We start from the raw sequence: 18572 nt of genomic DNA, 5'->3' as shown, positions 1-18572 counted from the left end.
TCGGCTAAAACCCTGACGGGGAGTTAGAATTAGGAGAATAAAAGTCCTCCGTTGATATCGATATTAGTCCCGGTAAGGAAGGAAGACTGATCAGAAGCCAAATAGGCCACCAAGTCAGCTACCTCAGAAGCTTTGCCTTCTCTTCTAAGTGGAGTGGACATGGCTACTTTTTCTCGTACCTCATCTTTGGTGAAGGTATCGTGGAAGGTGGTGGCAATCATGCCAGGACAAAGGGAATTCACGCGGATATTTTTTGGTCCTAATTCCTTTGCCATAGATCGGGTGAAAGTAATTACTCCACCTTTCGCGGTAGAATAGGCTGAAGCTCCAGGGCCTCCTCCGTCTCTTCCTGCCTGGGAGGCAAAATTGACGATGGATGCACCGCTTTTCATCAAAGGAACCACTGCTTTGGTTACCAAAAAGTTGGAGGTCAGGTTTAGTTTAATCAAGAAGTTGAAGAAATCTAGATCCATTTCTTCCAAAGTCTTCCTAGCAACCAATCCTCCGGCAACGTTCACCAAAACGTGAACTTCCTCGCCATACGCTTCTTTGGTTTTAGCTACCAAATTGGCGATATCCGCCTCACTGGTCATATCTCCTTGTACCAAAATAGCCTCTCCGCCTTCAGCTTTTACTTCAGCCAAAGTGGCTTCTGCCTGATCTGCATTATCAAAATAATTTATGACAACCTTCGCTCCCAGAGCGGCTAATTTTTTCGAAACTTCTTTGCCGATGTCTCTTCCGCCACCGGTCACAATTGCTACTTTTCCTGATAGGTTCATAACTGTCTAGATTTAATATTATTGAGAAACTGATTTTTTAATTGGGGTGATTTTTCCACCAAGCAATCCGAGGGAAAGCAAGGCCATAGGTACTAATGCTGCTCCCAAAACAAAGAAGGGAACATAGGAGGTGACCGTAATTACCGGAACAATCCACGTGGTAATCAAGACTCCGAGTACAGCAGCAGATCCGCTGACTCCGGCTAGAGATCCCACAGACTTGCCGGAGAAATAATCACTGGGAAGGGTTTGGATATTACCGATGGCAACTTGAAACCCAAAAAGGATCACGGCAATCAACAAAACTGCAATAAGGGGAGTGGCCGCATAAGCCGTCATTACCAAAGGAGGAAGCATGATCAGGCAACCCAAATAAATGACTGACTTTCGGGCTTTGTTGACTGACCAGCCTTTGCGAAGCCAAAGTCCGACCAACCAACCCCCGAAAAGGCTACCCATCGCAGCTCCTACATAAGGAACCCAGGCAAACAGACCAATCTGTTTGACATCAAAGCCAAACTGGTCCGCCAGGTAAATCGGTAACCAGGATACGAATAGCCACCATACGGGATCGATGAAAAAGCGCATCAAGATCACCGCCCAGCTCTGCTTGTGCTTGAGCAATTGGGACAAACTAGGGGCATAATCATCCGTACTTTGAACCGAAGCTTCTTGCTCAGGCTTTTGCCCCTTGAGGATATAAGCCCGCTCCTCCTCAGTAATCCAAGGGTGGGTGTCCGGAGAAGATTTGTAAACAATGAGCCATGGAATGATCCAGATCAAACCCAAAGCAGCGATGATCACAAACGTAGCTTGCCATCCAATACTCACATAGAGCCAGGCAATAATCGGGGCCGAAATTACAGCACCCAGAGAAGCTCCTGAATTGAATATTCCCTGCGCCAAAGCCCGTTCTTTTACCGGAAACCACTCCGCATTGCTTTTGGTAGCTCCCGGCCAGTTGCCGGCCTCTCCAAAGCCCAAAGTGAATCGGAATATCCCAAAGGAAAGCACCGATTTTGCCACTGCATGCAAGGCAATAGAAGCTGACCAGATCACAATCGACAGGAGAAAACCTACCCGTGTGCCTACCTGGTCAAAGATTTTTCCAAAGGCTGTCTGCCCGATCGCATAGGCGATCATAAAGAAGGAGAGGATCAAGGCATAATCTTCTTTGCCCATGCCTAAGTCCTCAGCAATCCCCGGCCACATGACCGCAAGGGCATTTCTGTCAATATAGTTGATGACAGTAGCCAAGCCCACCAAGCTGACAACCAGCCACCGAAGTCCTTTTACTTTCTTCATGATTACTTCTTGTCAGCAGGGAAGAAGTCCTCACGGATAGGACTAAACACATCGATTAAAACGCCAGCCTCAAGGCACACTGCGCCATGGGGAGCATGAGGAGGGATATAAAACCCATCCCCAGCCTTCAGGACTTTCTTTTCTCCATTGACGACTACTTCAAAAGCACCTGACTCCACATACGTGGCCTGGCTGTGAAAATGGTCATGAATAGGTCCGATGCTGCCCTTTTCGAAGGATACCTTTACAATTAAAATGTGGTCATCGTGGCCTAGAATCTGTCTTTTGACACCTTCTCCCACGACTTCCCATTGAATTTCTTCTCCGTTTTGAAATACCTCACTTTGAAATTTCATCTGCTCGTTTTTTAAGATTAATAATTAGCTTAATCCACCGGATAGGATTTGCTTCCAGCGTCCTTGGTGGTGATTTCTATATATTTTTTACCGTCTTTCTCGATGAGCTCCAACCTTTTGATTTGGTTGGAAGCATTCACTGTCAGCTCATTCTTAGAGTCAAATGATCCATGGGTCTCCAAGGCTGAAAGAAAATAGTGATTGCCCTTGCCTTGACTTCTGAGAATCAAAGCCCGCTCATTTCTCAGATTGAAGTTGGGATCGTTTGCTCCGAGCTCCACCATGATCAGTTCATCTGAAGTACTGGTCTTGGTGCTCCACGTGTAAAAGCGGTCTTTTAGAAGCCAGGTAAATTGGCTGAGTTTTTCATGGGCCTTGCCTTGGGCAAGATTCCAGAGGTGCTCATATCCGTGAGTTTTTCCCAAGGGAAGCAATTGGCTTTGATTGGCCGAAAGGGGCGTGTTTAAATAAATAATCTGCCCATTGAAATGGAGTGGCAAATCATATTGGTGCTCGCCCTGACTTTGGATTTCAAACAAATCAAGAACCAGCGGATATTCGAATGCCGAATCCTGTACATAGATCATCGTTCGTTTGAAAGCCACACCCGGATAGATTTCCTTGATCTGGGCACTGGCGATTTGAAAGTTCGGGTTGCTCGTGTCGAAGCTCAGCTCCGTAGGATAAGCCGATTCAGCTATGGAATACTTCCCATTGAAGTGGGATTGCTGATCTACCACCACAGTGTTGTGGGCGATAGACTGCTTTGCCCAGGTATTGTTTTCCGGAAGGTAGTGGCCTCCATACTTCGCCTCAATATTCAAAAATCTCGCAGCGCCATAGTCACGGATGATCTCTTCTCCATTGTCATAAAACAACCAGGTAAACTTATCATAATGCCCGTGACCCATACCCTGAGCGGTGTATTTATAGACTAAGGCAGAGGAGTTTTTACCGGACTCAGCTCGGAATATCGCCAGCCCACCTTGGTCCCCTTTCTCTCCGTCCCTAAATCTTCTTGATTTGAAAGCAAATGGCTTTTCTTTCCCCTCTCCCAATGCTTGAGCTACCTCAAATCCAGCATCTATCGGGGCAAAATTTCCCTGGTATTTCGCAATGGAAAGCAGGCTTGGATCTTTTGTGATGCTGTAGGCGATGTCAACTCCAAAAACCATTTCGGAGGTCTTAAGATTCTTTTCTTTTAGGGCATCGTTGATGGGGAAAAAGAATCCGTCATACGTCAGGTCAATGGCCGCATAGATCGCTTTGATCAAGATAGAATCCCGATATTCAAAGATTTTCAACTCAGGATTGTTGATCGCCACTGCCTGCGCAAACACTACAAATGGTAGAAGGGCATAGCGCTGGTAATAAGGTCCTTCCGAATAGTATCCATCCGGAGAAAACAACTGGTCGAGCTGCTTGATAAAGCCCCCGGATTGATCCTCGGCCGTACCGTAAAGAGCCATCTTCACCCATTTTTCATCCTCAAGACTATAGCCAGCCATCCCTACAGCGGCAACTGCCCAAGTGCCGTGATTATGGATTTTATTGAAAGTCTCAGCACCATCGACACTTAGGAAATCCACATAGGGCTGGAACAATTCTGATTTGAGGTATTGCCTTTCCTCCACACTCAGATAGGACTTGATGGCATCGAATCCCTGAATGCTGTACACCAGCCAAACGGCTTCATTCAAACTTTGCCAGAAAAGTTTTCCCGGAGTTTGCTCTTTCTTTTCGGGATGAAGCGGCAAGGATTTGTACATCTTGGCATAGGCATATAACAATTGCTTGGCATGCGCCGCATACTTGGTGTCCCCTGTCAGTTGGTAAAGAATACCCCCATAAAAGATCGATAGCTGGTTGGCTTTATGCTGCTCATGGGTATAACCTCCACCAGCATCTTTCGGGATTGGAACCTGGATAGGCTGTCCAAGTTCTGCATCTATTTTCTGCTTGATTTGAGCAATTTCCTGCACCGAGGCAGGATTTTGCGAGGCCAATCGGGAATAGTCCTTCACTCCTTTTTCTGTGAGGAGCAGTTTACTTTGGGTAGAAGGTGCTACTTTCTGAGCAAGAGCGGAGCCCAATCCCATCCAAAAAACCAAGGCAATTATTTTAAGGGTTCTCATTTTTGATTTTGGTTTTTGGAATGAATGATTGCAGGAGTATCCTGGAGTTTGTTTTGGGCAAAGCAGGTATATGGCTTTCCTACCAGCTCAGTGACTTTGACAGGAGCGGAAGCGATCAGCGTATTTTTTGAGAAAACCAGCCATTGCACCCCGATCAAGCTAAAGGAAGCAGACTCTTTGTTTCGGCTGTTTTTCCCGGAGTTTTTCACCGTATTGCTTTCCGCGATGAAGTAAGGCCCGAAAGTACTTTCGTCAGTGCCTCCACGATAGACATCAGCCACCATTCCACCAACTTCCTCAAACTGATTGCCTGTGAGGATCACATATTCTGCATTGTACTTTCCCAGATCATCGATTTCCTTTCTCAGGGAAAGAATTGATCCGGTAAATTTTTTGAATTCAGAATTGAGGATCTGAATCGTATCGGCAAAGCTTCCAGGAGAGACTTCCAGAAAATTGAAAGAATGATTGACATTCATATCACTGAAGCGACTGTTGGCAACCTTCAGTTTATAGTTATAAAGTGTTCCGGCGCGGTTGATCTTGATGACGGCATTTCCGGCAGCATCTGCGGATTTCTCACCAGTGACCTGAATCCCTTCCAAGCTCAAGGATCCCCCGTCATAGATTTCAAAAAGATGAGTACCCACAAAGCTGATCGATGCTTGCTTCCCTGAGCGGATACTCAAAGGAAAAGTAATATCCAATACCTTGGTTTGCTCGAAATTTCCTTCTTTCAGCTCCAATACATCCCCAGTTTGGGCCAATTTCATGGCATCTGAGATCGTATTCAATCCAGGATCAACCGGAATAGACTTTCCTGTCCCAAAGACAATTTCCTTAGTAGCCTTGGGATACCAAGACGGACCCGTTTCAGAAATTTTCAAAACTTTTAAATCTCTTGGAGCTCCGGCTTGAATGCTGGGATCCACGGGATATAAGAGCCCATTTTCTCCTTTTTCGAGCTTGATTTTTTGGATAGAGATGCCGGCACCTCCAGCCGAAGGTTTGAAATTGGCAAAGTTGCCCTTGAAGGAAATTCCATCGATTTTGTCATAGACCTTGAAGATTTCACTTCCTTCATTAGAATAGATCAGGTTGTTGGTAAAAGAGCTCTCCACAGGCACGGCTGTTCTTTCGGCATCACTGCCCACAGCCAATTCGATCTTGGCCACATTGACTAGGGAATTGTTGGAGATTTGTGCGTTTTTGACCTGATGATATCGGTTGATGGAGGAATTTGGCACCCCATTCATGATGGCAATTCCGGCTCTAAACTCTTCCCCCCTTAAATCCTGAAAATAATTGTTGACGATCCTTTGGTCGGCATTGATCACTCGGACTCCCCCGGTTTCAGATTTTCCATTTCCCAGGAATACGTTCCTTTCCACCACATTTCCATTGCCATGACGTAGGGTAAGGGAGCCTTTGGATTCAAAGAATACATTGCCACGGATGATATTTCCTCCGGACTTGATCGAGATGATTTCCGTCTCCCCATTACACTTGTCAAAGAAGTTATTTTCAATGAGTGTATTGGAATTGGTCAGGGAATAGGGGCTAGTTCCCACTCGGAGAGTTTCTCCACCATTTGAGCCCAAGACGGGCCGGGGACCAAAGTAATTGTGATCGATTTGGTGACGGTTGTCTTGACTTTCTTCCGAATTCAGTCTCACGGCCATGGTCACGCCTACATTTCTTTTCCCCTCAATATGGTTGTGGTCAAAGCGGTTGTTTTTTCCAAACATCATCACCCAAGAGTCCTGGGCATTTCGGTCGGGGTTATTGAAGTTGTCAATGACACATTCGGTGACTCTGGAATGGTATGCGAGATTTTTGCTGTCAATGCTGAAGGAAATCACCTCGGATGAAGGGGTCCAGCCATTTCTAAACACCAGTCCTTTGACAACCAAATATTCCCCGCCGATTCTCAGATTAGACTTTCCTTCCAAAAAAACTTTCCCCGGAGTCTCTGCTATCAAGACAATCGGCGCTTGAGCAGTGCCCTTCCCTTTGAATACCATCTCTGCATCCTTCCAGGTTCCATTGGCCAGCATCAGGGTATCCCCGGGCTGTAGGCTCTTCAAGGTTTGGTTGTACTCTTCGAGGTTAGTGACCAATACAGTTTTCTTCTGCGCAAAAGCATTCACACTGACCAAAAAAAGGAGGGTCAGCAGGGAAAAAAGGAATGAAGGGATGACTTTATTTTTCATGGTTAATTTGGGTCGGGGTAGAGGTAAGGGTAATGGATCCGCTTGTACTTTCCAGCAAAACCGGGCCTGGCTCAAAGGATTTTAGCTCCATTCCTGAGGTAGCAAGGGACACTTGAACATCGACTGGGTTGGAAGATTTCAGTGTAAGACTTTCGGATTGGATGCCTTTCATTCCCAAGAGAAAAAGAAGATCTCCTTTCCTCAGGATATAATCTGCGGTGAAATTGATGCCATTCATATCCAGATTTTCCCGGAATGCCTCCCAATCTCCCAGTTGAATTTTCTCTTTAAAACCCTCTAAGGAAGTTCTGTCTTGATAGGAATCGTAGGGTCTGAGTACAGTCACAAACTCCATGGCATTGGAAGGTTCGGAGTGGAAAGTCACCCGGTTTTTTCCGTTCATTCCTGTGGTATTTGCACCTGTGACCTGAGCTCCCAACTGAAGGATGTCCAGTCCTGAGGCGTCCGCATTACTGGATCTTGCCACAATCGGGCCCTCTTCGAGAGAATAGTTCCCCTGAAAGTTTTGGTAATAGGTATGTTTTTTATCACTGGAAAAGCGATCTCTGACCAGCCAAAAGTCTCCCGAAATAAAGAAGATACTTCGCTCATAGCTTACTCCTATTTCCTGGTATCCATCATGACTTCCTTTTAAAGCCTGGATTTTTCCTTTTGGCTCCCAAAGCAAGACTTTCGCCTGAGGTAATTTGCCAAACTTTCCAAATCCACTTCCGCCTTGATTTCCTGTCCATTTCTGACCTTGTGGGATAGAATCGACCAGGGCGACATTTTTAACCCAAGAGTTTTTGAAGAAAGGAAATTCCGGAACAGGGTATCGAACCTGATAATTTGGAACCAACATGTCTCCATTGGCAAAAAGTTGGAACCCTAACACATCTCCGTGCTGGTGATCCGGCTTTTCTTTGGAAACACCCGTGCTGATCAGCATGTATTGGTCTTTTTCTTTCCAGCCTTCTCGGAACACATAGTAACCTGTTGACTCCAAAGCAGTGGATTTTTGGGTAGGCTTGGTTTCGGATTTGGAGCGAAGTTTCGCCAAATCGGTCTGGGAAAGCAACCAGTAGTATTCCTCTGAGGGATTGGTGCTGGCAAAATATCCAAACACAGGATCCGGAAAGAGAGCATATCCCAAGGCCATCACTTCGTCCATTTGATTGACCGTGGCCATGGGATTGTCGGTGTCATCTTGAATCACCGGGGCAAGTTTATTCGGTAAGGCAATAGCCGTCATCGCCTCAAACATGCCTCTAAGCTTCCCTTCCCAAGCTTCAGGAATGGGATTGCCAGTGATTTGGGCGAGTTTGAAAACGCGGAAATAATTGTCGATATCTCCTACATGGTAGTGAAAGGAGCGCTCAAACTGAAAGCCATCAGAGTTTACCTCCAGCTCCAAATGCTTTCCTAAATTGGCAATGGCGAAATCGTAGTATTTTTTTGATGCCTCAAATTCTGGGTACATCATGGCAATCACCGCCAAAGCGACCATGCCTTTGGTTTGGTGGTTACCAAACTGAAATTCTTGATTGGTTTGATAAAGCACCTCTGCATGGTGCAAAAAAGTCCGGAGTAGCGTAATCTGATCTGCATCGGTATATTCCAGAGATGCCAGGAATAGGTGATGAGTAAGGACCCAGTTTTCCATTCGGTTTCCTCCGCGGAAACTTTCATAGGCACCATTTCCATCTGCAATCAGTTCCACTTTATCATTTTGAAAAGCCTGATTGAGGCTTCTTGCCTGATTGGTAAAATAAGGTAGGAGTTCCTTTTTGTCCGACAGAAAATAGCTAAAGGCAAAATCCCCGGATTTATGCTGCCGGAAAAGGTGACGGATTTCGTAAGGACTTACCTGCTTGCCCTTTTTGTTAATAAAAGGAAGCTTCCAAGGAGTATCGGCATCATACAGCTCAGTATGAGAATCCGCATCTTTGAGGTGGTTTTTGGCAGCATTGGGATAAAGCTGCTGGTATTCTTGGAGTCTGGTTGGGACATTTTCCCAGTTGAAATAAAATCTAGACTTGGCTTTTTCTTTGAAATAAGCAGCCAACTCTCTGTGGGCTTCTGCACTATTTCCTTGCGCGTAAAGAGCCTTTATTTTCCCGGAATTAGGGATTGAGGTCGGTAGCTGCGCAAAAAACTGCGCCTCCTCCAAGAGAGGAAAATCTACAGTTTCCACCTGTGCAACAACCCTCTGAAATGCCAGAAAAGCTGCAAGAAAAAGAAATAATCTGAGGCTATACATTGGGTAAATCTTGGGATCCAGATTACTGGAAAGAGGGGGATAAGAAGGCGGAGCAGTCCAGTAAACCCATAAACTGGACTGACCGCCTTCCACCCATCTATCTACAAATTAGGTTTGGTTTTTCTTATTGATTAAAGATGTCAACCTCTCGCTGTGGAATCGGAATGAGGATTTTATCTTCTGACACCGGAGCTACCCCGAAGGTGTATTCGTTGTAGAAAATTTCAGATTTAAACTGCTGATCCAAAGTCTTTTTGACCAGGCCAAAGTGCACCAAATCAAACCATCTCTGATTTTCAAATGCAAGCTCGAGCCTTCTTTCCAGAAGCAGTTTTTCGATGAATTTCTCCTTGGTATCCACATCCGCCATGGTGTAAGCCGCTAACCCCGCTCTTTGTCTTACTTGATTCAGGTAAGTAAGAGCCATGGAAGTCTTTCCATTTTCCATTAGAGCCTCTGCATAGAGCAGGAGCACATCCGAATATCGGATTACCGGGAAGTCATTTTCGGAATCCTGGCTGATAGCTGGATTGGAATAGTACTTATAGATGTAATTATCCGGAACGAATTTTCCTCCAGATCCAATGTAGCCTGTGCGGAAAGAGGTGGTTTTGCGCAGGTCTTTTTCATCAAATAGACTTACCAGTTCATCGGTAGGCTTGTTGAAATGATTTCCATCTCCGTTGATCACAAAAGCCCCAGAGTTTTGCGGAGCAAAATAGTTTGCCAATGGTGATCCAAGACCAAGTCCTCCAGCTTTGAATCTCACCGCAAAAAGGATCTCCTTGTTCATCTCGTTGCTGATGGAAAATACTTGCTGAAAACCAGTGCTTCCTGTAAGCAGAACTGCACCACTTCCTGAGACGATTTCGGCAAGGAGTGTTTCGGCTTCTGCATATTTTCTCTGGGTACGGTAAACTTTGGCAAGCAAGGCTTTGGCAGCCCAAGAAGTAGCTCTGCCTAAGCTGGCAGTAGGATACGATTTGGGAAGCTTAGCTGAAGCTACAGTCAGATCAGAAATGATAAACTGGTAAATTTGCTCAGTAGTGGAAGGGGTAAAATTCACTGCCTCTTTGGCATTGATTCTTCGATCCACCAAAAACACTTCCTTGTACAATCTGACCAAGTTGAAGTAATGGTAAGCTCTGATAAAAGAAGCTTCACCCTGCAATTGATCTCTCAAAGTTTGACTTTGGATCCCATCGAGCTTGTCCAAGACGGTATTTACCCTGGAAATATTGTGGTAAGTGTCCGCCCAATAGTTATAGATATTGGCTTGCTCAGAAGTAAAGGTCATCAGGTCCAGCTCCCGCAGAGGGATATAAATATTGCTGGCCGTCTGCGAATTGTGCATTCTGGTATTGTCCGACCTTAACTCAGTAAGTGCCCATTCATTGAGAATTGGAGCCTGCATACCTGAATAGGCGGCGATGATTGCCGTATTGAAATCAGCATCAGTTCTATAAAAGGTCCCTTCTCCAATTTCGGAAATTGGCTGAAGATCCAATTCACAGCCAGTCAATAGTCCAAGTGAGAATAAACCGGCTAATATATTTCTAGTTAAATTTTTCATGTTGATCTGGATTAAAAGCTTACATCTACACCGAAAACAAATGCTCTAGGCACTGGGAATGACCCTCTTTGATAACCTGATATCAAAGGAGATGCATACTGGGAAGAGGTAGATCTAGCCTCTGGATTGATTCCACGGTAATCTTTAGACATGAAGTAGAAAGCATTTTGGGCTGATCCATAGACTCTTACTCCTTTGGTCTTCATTTTGGAAGCAATCTGTTGTGGAAGTCTGTATCCCAAAACCACATCCCGTACGGAGACATAAGATCCGTCTTCAATCATGTAGTCTGTAAACTGCCAACCCATCCCGTTGGTGCTGTATGGAGTTTTTCCATCTCCTGGAGATTCCGGAGAAACCCAACGGTTTTCCACATATTTTCTATTGGTTCGCTTGGTTTCGTTGTAAAACCCATCTCCGTTGAAGACATCGATGCCTTGCACTCCTTGTAGGAGAACGCTCAAATCAAAGTTTCCGAAAGTGAAGTTGTTGGTAATCCCCCAAGTAAAATCAGGGAAAGGGTTGCCTAAAACCACACGGTCATTGTCATCAATTTTACCATCTCCATTCGCATCAAGAACTCTCAATCCTCCCGGACGGTCCAAGCTGCTGCTTGGATTAGCATTGATTTCTTCCTGAGAATTCCATACGCCGATGGTCTTGTAGCCAAAGTATTGAATGTAAGGCTGTCCAACCGCTGCTAAATAAATCTCACTTCTTTCCCCGTAAGAGAGCACTCGATCTTCGCCGCTAAATTCAACCAGTTTATTTCTAACTGTCGATAGGTTCAAAGAAGTGGTCCACTGGAATTTGGTTTTGTTGATGTTATTGGAACGGAATTCCATTTCGAAACCCTTGTTCTGGATTTTTCCGATGTTGTTCCAATATTCTGTAAAGCCCGTAATGGCCAGAGTCGGCTGTCTCAAAAGGAGCTGATCCGTCTGAGAGCGGTACATTTCCAAGGAAAGGTTGAATCTGTTTTCGAAGAAGGCTACATCTACACCGATGTTGCTGGAGAATGTTCTTTCCCAAGCAATTGCTCTATTGGCCAGTGTATTACCAGATTGAGCCAATCCTGGAGTCAAGATTCCTGTGCCTGATCCCAGAGGGTAATTTTCAGAATAGAGTCTGTTGACATAAGCATAGTTCTGAATGTCATTATTTCCAGTCACCCCGTAGCTTGCTCTCAATTTAAGCACATCAATCACACGGCTTGTCTTTAGGAAATTTTCCTCGGACAGAACCCATCCAGCGGATACAGATGGGAACCAACCCCACTTGTTTTCAGGACCAAACAATGAGCTTCCGTCAGTTCTGGCACTTGCAGAAAACAGGTACTTGTTTCCATAAGCATAGCTGGCTCTCGCCAAATAGGACAACAATACCGTTTCGTCCTTCAGGGTGTTGGTGCTTGCCAAATCGATAACAGTCGCACCATTTAAAGTAGGTACATAGTCCGTTGGGAAATTGGTACCCACGATATTGGCGTAGCTATTGGTTACTTTTTGAGCGGTAAAACCACCTACTGCACTGATCTCATGCTTATCAAATGCTTTTGAGTAGCTGATGATGTTTTCAGAAAGCAAATCAATTCTCAAGCTATTGGCATAAGAACCACGGTTTGGATCACCAGCACGGTTGGTACCGGAATTTCTAAACTCCTCTTGAATTCTATTGGTGATGTAAGCTCCTTGTGAAAATTTCAAGAAGAAGTTTTTAGCCAAATCAACTTGAAAGTAAGTAGATGCCAACATTCTATATTGGTTGTCTACTCTGGAGTCATTATCACTAATGAACTTTGGATTGTTGTTGGAAGTACTCCAAGGTCTGGCAGCAGTGGTAGAAACAGCTACTCCTTGAGGAGTGGTGAACTGATACAGTACGTTGCTGAAATGACGTCCATGTGCCCATTCTCCTATAGGAATACCTGTCAAGGCTGAGGTCTCGGCGGTATGCCGCACAGGCATGAAGGAAGGAGTTCGGAAATAATCAGTGAAATTGGAAGCTGGTAGAATTCTCTTGGTATAAGAAGGATTGAAGTTGACTCCTACTTTCAGCATTTTGCTCAATCTGGCATCCATTTTCGCTCTTAAGTTGAAGCGCTGGAAGTCATTGTTGATCAACATCCCTTTTTCATCATTGTATCCGGCAGAGATCAAATAGGTCAAATCCTTTTTACCTCCAGAGACACCCAATTGGTAGCTACTAATGACGCCAGTACGAAGACCTTCTCGCTGCCAGTCTGTTTCATTCTGGACAGACCAAGCGGCCTGTTCATGGATGGTTGGTGCAGCACCTCCACGTGTTTGTTCTTCCCAAAGCAATTCTGCATATTCTTTGGAAGTGAGCATATCATGAAGTTTGTAAGGATTGTTTACCCCAGAGAACATTTTGAAGGTGAATGATGGCTTGTCCACGATACCATTTTTGGTGGTCACGATGATTACGCCATTTGCTCCTCTGGATCCGTAGATGGCAGCAGAAGCAGCATCCTTCAATACTTCGATGGATTCAATGTCATTAGGGTTGATGAAGGAAAGTCCGTCTGGAGTTGGGAAGCCATCGACTACGACAAGTGGCTCATTATTGGCCCCGATGGAGCTATTACCACGGATTCGAATGGATGGAGAAACACCTGCTTCAGATGTGGTATTTTGAATCTGCACCCCGGCGATTTTTCCCTGAAGGGCCTGGTCGGCTCTTACGGTTGGAAGGTCACCCAGATTGCTGTTCTCAAATTTTGATACAGCACCGGTCAAATGTGATTTCTTCTGAGTACCGTAGCCCACGACAATTACTTCATCCAGTTGGGTCAAATCCTCACTCAGAGTAAGCGAGATTAATTTTTGAGCTCCCACCAGAACTTCTTGTGTGGTGTATCCAATGAAGGAAAAAATCAGGGTATCGGTAGGCTTTGCCATGATTTTGAACTTGCCATCGATGTCTGTCACGGTAGCATTGACAGTTCCTTTGACCAGAATGTTTACTCCAGGAATTGCCAGTCCCTGGTTGTCTAAAACCTGCCCCTCAATGACTGAGGCAGCTTCTCCCTGAAAGGCCGCTACTTGGGCGACACTGCCTAAGAACAGGCAGATACACAGTGAAATGATTTGAAAATAATTCACTGACCCAATCCAAATTTGTTTTGGTAATGGTTGTTTCATTTTGGGTAATGTTGTTAAGAGTTGAGATTATTAAAGAAAAATCAGGGAGATAAATCCGCTTCAAGGCTCCAAAAAATTCCTTAATTTTGAGGAGACATTAGGCTGCTACACAAATAGGACCTCGACAATCTTTAATGAGTAGTATTTAAATCCTGATGTTGAAATTTGGTGGATTCTATCCACCATTTTTTTTTAGCATAGGCAAATCACTTTTTATTGATGATATCCGATAAATGATTGATCATGGCCTTTTCAGCCATCTCTGGATCTTGATTTTTGATATGTTCCAAAATTTCTTTGTGCTCTTGCAAGGCTCCGAATGGCTTTCCTCCACCGCAGACATTGTGCTTGGTGAAATGCGTCAAAATATCCGGAGTCACGATCAGCATGAGGGATTTCAAGACATTGTTCTTGCTTGATTCGGCTATTTTGATGTGGAATAGTAGATCCTCATCAATGGCTTGCTCTCCTACTTTTACCTTTGCTTCATAGAGGGACAATGCCTCTTCCAGCTCTTCAATATCACTTTCCGTTCTGCGGATAGCTGCAAATTTTGCTGTTTGGGCCTCCAGAATCAGTCGGGTTTCGATCAGGGAATGAAAATCACTTCCTTCCATTTTCAAAACATCAGTTATCAATCCTTCCAAAGCAGTGATTCCTAGACCTGCGATCACAGTTCCACTTTGAGGATGCGTTTTGACGATTCCGTAGAATTCTAATTTTTTGATAGCTTCTCGGACATAGCTTCTGCTGATTCCGAGTTTTTCAGACAATTTCCGTTCTGGCGGAAGTTTGTCTCCCGGAACTAATTCTCCGGATATTATCAAGTCTCGAATCTGACCGATAATGATGTCTACGGGACTATCGATTTTTATTTCTTTGAAGTTATTTAGGGTCTCCATCTTAGATTGGTTAACCAATTATTGGTTGACCAATTTTGAATAAAAAAATTTATGCTCCAAATATTTTTTCCCAGTTGGGTAAAAAAAAATGAGCGGTCTTGGAAAAAACCGCTCATTCAGGACGTATTCGCTATTTTTATCAATTAAATTTTTTTATGATTCTAAGCGTTTCACTGACAGCACCTTGAAGTTTTTGATATTCTTCTTTCTCAATCCATTCTTTTTTAAAGAGTTGAGAACCCATTCCAACACATGTTACTCCTGCTTTAAACCAACGCTCCAGGTTCTCCGAAGTTGGCTCCACTCCTCCGGTTGGCATGTAATGCAAGTCAGGAATTACGGATTTTGCGGCAGCAATAAATTCAGGACCCAAAACATTTCCTGGAAAGGCTTTGACCAGTTTTGCTCCCATTTTTTTCGCTTGATACACTTCTGTGATCGTCCCACAGCCGGGCACCCACATCACTTCGGCTTTTTCAGATATTTCTGCTACTTCTGGAATCAAAGCTGGGGAAACAATAAAGTCCGCTTCTGCCTCGATAAAACTTTGAGCTTGCTCTTGGGTGAAAATTGTCCCAATACCGAGGTATAAACCTGGAAATTTGGGAGCCTGCTTTTTCAATTCTTTAAAAACTTCCAGGGAATTTTCATTCCGATCAGTGAATTCAAAAACCCTAATTCCTCCCGCATAGCAAGCTGTCATCACCGACAGGGATTTTGCAACATCGGAGTGGCTAAATACCGGAATCATCCCTGTCTCAGACATGATTTCCAAAATTGGATTAAATAACTTTTTCATGATTAGCGTAATAATTTTCCGACGTTTTCCCCTTTGATTAAATGATTCACCTCTTCTATGGACACCAAGTTGGCATCACCCGGGATGGAATGTTTGAGAACTGAAGCTGCAACTGCAAAATCAATCGCCTCCTGATCTTTAAAATGCAGCAGCCCATAAATCAATCCAGCCATAAAGGCATCTCCTCCTCCAATCCGATCCACGATATGACTCATGCGGTAAGATTTGGACTTCAAAAACGTCTCAGTATTCCACAATTTCCCTTTTAATTTATTCTCTGAGGCACTTATGGATTTTCTTGAAGTCGTGGAAACATAGGCCAGATTAGGACAAAACTCCTTCGCAGCCTGACAGGCTTCCTCGTAATTGTCTGTTTGGATGCCCATGCAGTTTTCAAAGTCCGTTAATCCGGCAATTATCAGGTGTGAAGGACGAATTAGCTCAGGCATGATGTCCATTGGCTGCTTTCCGTATTGCCAAAGGTTTCTTCTGTAATTGATGTCAGCGCTAATTTTTACCCCGAGTTTTTCTGCAGCGAGCACCGCCTCTTTGCAAACCTTTGCTGCTGATGCAGAGATCGCTGGGGTAATCCCCGTCCAATGAAACCAATCCGATCCTTGGAAAATCTGCTCCCAATCCAGCTTCGAAAAGTCGAAATTGGCAAAAACAGAGTCAAATCGGTCGTAAATGATCTTGGAAGACCTTTGCATTGCTCCGTTTTCGACAAAATACAATCCCATTCTGCCGGGACTGAATTGAAGATAAGAAGTGTCCACCCCAGAGGAGCTAAGGTATCTTTTTACCGCGTCCCCTATTTCGTGATTGGGAAGGGCCGTAATGTGCGCCACAGAACAATCCCAATTGGCTAGAGAAATAGCAACATTTGCTTCAGCTCCCCCATATACCGCCTCAAATGAATTGGCATTGACAAAGCGATGATGGCCTGGCGTGGAAAGTCTAAGCATGACTTCGCCAAGCGTAATGATACGTTTTTTCATCAAAATTGAAGTTTTGAGAAGGGTTAAGAAATAGGAAGGAGATTGTCGAGAAAAAATTCTCAGCCGGCAGGTAGGGCTAAGGTCCTGGCCAAAATTAGAAGGAAAAATGGAAAAATTAATATTTGCCTTTAAGAACTTGGGCTAAATAATCGAAGTAGTTCCTAAAAACCCCTTCATTTTTTCAATACCAAAAACAAAAAAAGCCTCCGAATAGCTTTTCCGGAGGCTTTTGCAATCTTACTTTTTTTAGAAAGGATATTTTCCTTCTGCTATCATATAGTCAGCTATTTCTCTTCTGAGTTCCTTGACGTTGATAAAATCAGGCTTGGTAAATCTCTTCAATCCCATTAGCATGACTTTTTGCTCGTCACCTTTTGCAAAGGAAACGATTGCTTCCTTAGCTGCAGCCTCGATCTTATCGATCGCCTCATAAAGGTAAACTCTCGCCATGGCAATTTGATATTTGGCATTTTCTTCACCTTTCTGAAGGGCCAGCTTTTCGGCACGGAGAATTCCGGATTCAGCAGCATAGATCTCAGTCATCACATCTGCAAGATTCATCATGATTTCCTGCTCGTCCTCAATTTTATCCTGAAGAGCCATAGCGGCCTTACCGCCGACCATCAGAAATACTTTTTTCAGCTTCTTGAGAATATCTTTTTCTACTGCGAAAAGCTCTGAAGCATCAATCGTCTCGAAAGAAGGAACGGAGGTCAGCTCTGCTGCAACAGCCATTGCCGGTTCAAACAAATTAATCTCCCCTTTCATCGCACGCTTCAAAATCATTCCCACCATCAGCATGCGGTTGATTTCATTGGTGCCTTCATAAATTCTGGAAATCCTGGCATCCCGATAAGCTCTTTCCATAGGAGCCTCAGCGGAATAACCCATGCCTCCATAAATCTGTACGCCTTGATCCACCACGTAATCCAACACTTCGGAACCATGGATTTTAGAAATGGCACACTCGATGGAAAATTGTTCCAAAGCTTTAAGCTTGGCTTCAGCGTCAGAAAGACCCTCCGCAGCCAAAGCGTCCATGTGATCTTCAATATCCTGACCAGCGCGGTAAGACAAAGATTCACTGACGAAAGTGCGGATTGCCATTTCAGCCAATTTGGATTTAATGGCTCCAAAAGTATTGATGCTTACTCCAAACTGACGTCTTTCGGTTGAGTAAGCGATGGATTTGGAAATTACTGTACGAACTCCACCCAATACACCTGCTCCTAGTTTGACACGACCGACGTTAAGGACGTTTACTGCGATTTTGAATCCGTTTCCTCTTTCAGAAAGCATATTTTCAGCCGGAACCGGACAGTCGTTGAAAAATACCTGACGGGTAGAAGAACCCTTAATACCCATCTTTTTTTCTTCTTCATTCATGGTGATTCCACCAAAGGTCTTTTCAACAATGAAGGCGGTCAGATTTTTGTCGTCTTCAATCTTGGCAAACACAATAAAAAGATCTGCAAAGCCCGCATTGGAGATCCACATTTTCTGACCATTTATCAGGTAGGTTTTTCCATCCGCGGAGAGAGTAGCTTTGGTTTTGCCGCTGTTTGCATCAGAACCTGCATCAGGTTCGGTCAAACAATAGCATGCTGCCCATTCTCCAGTCGCTAGTTTTGGAAGGTATTTTTGCTTTTGTTCTTCAGTGCCATAGTAAAGAATCGGCAAGGTACCAATTCCCGTATGTGCTCCATAAGTGGTAGAAAAAGACCCAGCAGCACCGATAATGTCAGCAATTAACATAGAGGTGTTGAAGCTCATACCAAGTCCTCCGTATTCCTCAGGAACGGATACACCCAAAAGACCCAATTCTCCGGACTTTTTGAAAATGCTCGGAACCAAGTCAGGGTTTTTCATGCTGTCAATTTCCTCGATTTTAGGAGTGATCTCCGTGTCGATGAAATCCTGACAAGCCTGTGCCATCATTTTTTGCTCTTCGGTAAATTCTTCTGGGATAAATACATCCTGAGCCACTGTTTCCCGGATGAGAAATTCTCCTCCTTGGATAGTTTTTGATAAAGTAGTCATATGGTTAAATTTTCTGTTTCTTCTTTATTCTTGATTCGGAGTTCT

General features: G+C 44.3%; 12 protein-coding genes. All 12 read right to left on the bottom strand.

The window, feature by feature from the left end; all coding sequences use genetic code 11:
- Positions 1-29 precede the first annotated feature (29 nt).
- Positions 30-782, bottom strand: a complete 753-nt coding sequence (locus G458_RS0104565; RefSeq protein WP_026950860.1) for an SDR family NAD(P)-dependent oxidoreductase — start codon at positions 780-782, stop codon at positions 30-32.
- An 18-nt stretch (positions 783-800) separates the two neighbouring features.
- Positions 801-2087, bottom strand: coding sequence for an MFS transporter (locus tag G458_RS0104560; RefSeq protein ID WP_026950859.1), 1287 nt, complete (start codon positions 2085-2087; stop codon positions 801-803).
- A 2-nt stretch (positions 2088-2089) separates the two neighbouring features.
- The gene (locus tag G458_RS0104555) at positions 2090-2443 is read right to left on the bottom strand and encodes a cupin domain-containing protein (RefSeq protein ID WP_026950858.1); all 354 of its coding nucleotides are present in this window, start codon (positions 2441-2443) and stop codon (positions 2090-2092) included.
- A gap of 29 nt (positions 2444-2472) precedes the next feature.
- Positions 2473-4578 carry an alginate lyase family protein gene (locus G458_RS0104550; RefSeq protein ID WP_035467717.1) on the bottom strand — a complete coding sequence of 702 codons (2106 nt, stop codon included), beginning with the start codon at positions 4576-4578 and terminating at the stop codon, positions 2473-2475.
- Complete coding sequence (locus G458_RS0104545; protein ID WP_026950856.1) at positions 4575-6791, bottom strand: polysaccharide lyase 6 family protein; 2217 nt, start codon at positions 6789-6791, stop codon at positions 4575-4577. Before G458_RS0104545 ends, G458_RS0104550 begins: the two co-directional genes overlap by 4 nt.
- On the bottom strand, positions 6781-9051 hold the full coding sequence (locus G458_RS20185; protein WP_157359697.1) for a heparinase II/III family protein: 2271 nt from the start codon (positions 9049-9051) through the stop codon (positions 6781-6783). The genes G458_RS0104545 and G458_RS20185 overlap by 11 nt, the downstream gene beginning before the upstream one ends.
- A 124-nt stretch (positions 9052-9175) precedes the next feature.
- Complete coding sequence (locus tag G458_RS0104535; RefSeq protein WP_051287022.1) at positions 9176-10624, bottom strand: RagB/SusD family nutrient uptake outer membrane protein; 1449 nt, start codon at positions 10622-10624, stop codon at positions 9176-9178.
- A gap of 11 nt (positions 10625-10635) precedes the next feature.
- Positions 10636-13788, bottom strand: coding sequence for a SusC/RagA family TonB-linked outer membrane protein (locus G458_RS0104530; protein WP_026950854.1), 3153 nt, complete (start codon positions 13786-13788; stop codon positions 10636-10638).
- Positions 13789-13994: 206 nt separating this feature from the next.
- Positions 13995-14690 (bottom strand): FadR/GntR family transcriptional regulator, encoded by a 696-nt coding sequence (locus G458_RS0104525; RefSeq protein WP_026950853.1) that lies wholly within the window; start codon positions 14688-14690, stop codon positions 13995-13997.
- 139 nt (positions 14691-14829) lie between these two features.
- Complete coding sequence (locus G458_RS0104515) at positions 14830-15489, bottom strand: beta/alpha barrel domain-containing protein (RefSeq protein ID WP_026950852.1); 660 nt, start codon at positions 15487-15489, stop codon at positions 14830-14832.
- Positions 15490-15491: 2 nt separating this feature from the next.
- Positions 15492-16487 carry a sugar kinase gene (locus G458_RS0104510; RefSeq protein ID WP_026950851.1) on the bottom strand — a complete coding sequence of 332 codons (996 nt, stop codon included), beginning with the start codon at positions 16485-16487 and terminating at the stop codon, positions 15492-15494.
- A 246-nt stretch (positions 16488-16733) separates the two neighbouring features.
- A complete protein-coding gene (locus G458_RS0104505; protein WP_026950850.1) occupies positions 16734-18527 on the bottom strand; it encodes an acyl-CoA dehydrogenase family protein in 1794 nt (597 codons plus the stop codon).
- Positions 18528-18572: the final 45 nt, after the last annotated feature.

The sequence above is a fragment of the Algoriphagus mannitolivorans DSM 15301 genome (assembly GCF_000429425.1).
Lineage (GTDB): Bacteria > Bacteroidota > Bacteroidia > Cytophagales > Cyclobacteriaceae > Algoriphagus > Algoriphagus mannitolivorans.
The sequence above is the reverse complement of the archived record's forward strand: the minus strand, read 5'-3'. Positions and strand labels throughout refer to the sequence as shown.

What these genes read in the sequence shown, in the direction of transcription:
- G458_RS0104555 (WP_026950858.1), bottom strand. Translation starts at nt 2,443, where the DNA reads ATGAAATTTCAAAGTGAGGTATTTCAAAACGGAGAAGAAATTCAATGG.
- G458_RS0104560 (WP_026950859.1), bottom strand. Translation starts at nt 2,087, where the DNA reads ATGAAGAAAGTAAAAGGACTTCGGTGGCTGGTTGTCAGCTTGGTGGGC.
- G458_RS0104525 (WP_026950853.1), bottom strand. Translation starts at nt 14,690, where the DNA reads ATGGAGACCCTAAATAACTTCAAAGAAATAAAAATCGATAGTCCCGTA.
- G458_RS20185 (WP_157359697.1), bottom strand. Translation starts at nt 9,051, where the DNA reads ATGTATAGCCTCAGATTATTTCTTTTTCTTGCAGCTTTTCTGGCATTT.
- G458_RS0104565 (WP_026950860.1), bottom strand. Translation starts at nt 782, where the DNA reads ATGAACCTATCAGGAAAAGTAGCAATTGTGACCGGTGGCGGAAGAGAC.
- G458_RS0104550 (WP_035467717.1), bottom strand. Translation starts at nt 4,578, where the DNA reads ATGAGAACCCTTAAAATAATTGCCTTGGTTTTTTGGATGGGATTGGGC.
- G458_RS0104510 (WP_026950851.1), bottom strand. Translation starts at nt 16,487, where the DNA reads ATGAAAAAACGTATCATTACGCTTGGCGAAGTCATGCTTAGACTTTCC.
- G458_RS0104505 (WP_026950850.1), bottom strand. Translation starts at nt 18,527, where the DNA reads ATGACTACTTTATCAAAAACTATCCAAGGAGGAGAATTTCTCATCCGG.
- G458_RS0104515 (WP_026950852.1), bottom strand. Translation starts at nt 15,489, where the DNA reads ATGAAAAAGTTATTTAATCCAATTTTGGAAATCATGTCTGAGACAGGG.
- G458_RS0104545 (WP_026950856.1), bottom strand. Translation starts at nt 6,791, where the DNA reads ATGAAAAATAAAGTCATCCCTTCATTCCTTTTTTCCCTGCTGACCCTC.
- G458_RS0104530 (WP_026950854.1), bottom strand. Translation starts at nt 13,788, where the DNA reads ATGAAACAACCATTACCAAAACAAATTTGGATTGGGTCAGTGAATTAT.
- G458_RS0104535 (WP_051287022.1), bottom strand. Translation starts at nt 10,624, where the DNA reads ATGAAAAATTTAACTAGAAATATATTAGCCGGTTTATTCTCACTTGGA.